Raw genomic sequence first — 229 nt, forward strand, 5'->3', positions numbered from 1 at the left:
GATGACCACGTCGTCGGGCCCGTGGCGGCTGTACACGCCCGCGCCGCTGTACCCCTTCTTCTCGGCGTGGTGGAAATAACACCTGAAGCCGTGCGGCTCGACGAATTCGGCCGGCAGGTCGACGGCCGATACCTTGATTTCCTGCACGCACACGCAATCGGCGTACTGCTCGCCGAGCCAGTCGTAGAAGCCCTTCTTCGCTGAGGTGCGGATGCCGATCTGGTTGACG

At 63.8% G+C, this 229-nt stretch carries 1 protein-coding gene; it reads right to left on the minus strand.

Annotated elements, in window-relative coordinates; translation table 11 throughout:
- A partial coding sequence (locus KVT39_RS37675; protein ID WP_368858978.1) for an endonuclease/exonuclease/phosphatase family protein occupies positions 1 to 219 on the minus strand: 219 nt, incomplete at its 3' end.
- Between the last annotated feature and the right edge of the window lie 10 nt (positions 220 to 229).

This window comes from Burkholderia sp. GbtcB21, assembly GCF_019091065.1.
Lineage (GTDB): Bacteria > Pseudomonadota > Gammaproteobacteria > Burkholderiales > Burkholderiaceae > Burkholderia > Burkholderia pyrrocinia_C.